2 protein-coding genes are annotated in these 1388 nt (G+C 37.4%); both read left to right on the forward strand.

What is annotated here, in order from left to right; translation table 11 throughout:
- Positions 1-358 (forward strand): CDP-glycerol glycerophosphotransferase family protein (locus RQ763_RS11725; protein WP_314153173.1); only part of this gene is annotated, 358 nt, incomplete at its 5' end.
- 92 nt (positions 359-450) lie between these two features.
- Positions 451-1388: oxygen-independent coproporphyrinogen III oxidase (hemN, locus tag RQ763_RS11730; protein WP_314153175.1), on the forward strand; the 938-nt coding region annotated here is incomplete at its 3' end.

The raw sequence follows: 1388 nt of genomic DNA on the forward strand, positions 1-1388 counted from the left end.
TGACTTGATGCTGTGTGATACATCTTCAATTATATATGAATATTTAACCCAGCTAAAACCTGTTATAACCTTTCAAACAGAAAAAGATGCTCCGGAATTGATAAACGTAGAAGATATTGAGAAGCTTGAAGAAACAATTTTGTCAGTTTTGGATAATTTGGATATAAACAGGGAAAATATAGAAAAAAGCGTAATGCAGTTTCACCCATATATAGACGGCAAATCAAGTGACAGAGTGCTTAAAGCCGTTGAGAAGATGTTAGAAGGCGAAAACATTCCTAAGAAAAAAAAGCCGCTCAATCTGCTTAGAAACTTTAGGCTAAGAAAAGAGCTCGGTTATTGGAAATGGAAGATTTAGAACTTTAATAATATAAATTTATCATTATTTCAACACTTTTTAGAGATAATCACCACAATTATAAAATATAAACAAGCTATGCAAGGACAAATATGCTAGATTTTGCAAAATTTACAAAGTACTCAAAACCGGGGCCTCGTTATACCAGTTATCCTACGGCGTTGGAGTTTAATGACTCTTTTGGTTATGATGAGTATATTCAAAAGTTAAAATCTCAAGATTCTTCTCGTCCTCTTAGTTTATATTTTCACCTCCCTTTTTGTAAAAATGCATGTTATTTCTGCGGCTGTAATGTTGTCTTTACCTCCAAAGAGGACAAGATGCTCCGTTATATGGACTATCTCAAAAGAGAGCTAAAGATACTCTCTTCACATGTAAACTGCTCTCGTAGTGTGATTCAGATGCATTTTGGCGGCGGAACACCTACATTTTTTAGCGCGGCACAGCTTGATGAGGTTATCAAAGAGATACGCTCTTTTTTCCCTAATTTTGTAGATGATGCAGAGGTTAGCTGTGAGATAGATCCGCGTCATATTGATGAGGATCAGATGAAGGTTTTAAGCGATAACGGTTTTAACCGCGTAAGCTTCGGTATTCAAGATTTTAATGAAAAAGTTCAGATTGCGGTGCACCGTGTTCAGCCCTATGACATCACAAAATATGCGATGGACTTGGCTAGAAAGTACAACATGGTATCTGTCAACGTGGACCTCATTTACGGGCTCCCTTTTCAGTCACTAGAGACTTTTAAAGAGACGCTCGCTCTTGCTATTACACTGGATCCGGATAGATTTGCGGTCTTTAACTATGCCCATGTGCCTTGGATGAAAAAGACGATGCGAAAGATTGATGAGACGACGCTTCCTCTGCCTGATGAGAAGCTTCAAATCATGCAGTACACTATTGATTTTTTAACGTCAAACGGCTACAAAATGATAGGAATGGACCACTTTGCAAAACCTGAAGATGATCTCTTTAAAGCGATAAAAAAAGGTGAACTACACAGAAACTTCCAAGGCTACACTACAAA

Origin of the sequence: Sulfurimonas sp., assembly GCF_032250635.1 — a bacterium.
GTDB lineage: Bacteria > Campylobacterota > Campylobacteria > Campylobacterales > Sulfurimonadaceae > Sulfurimonas.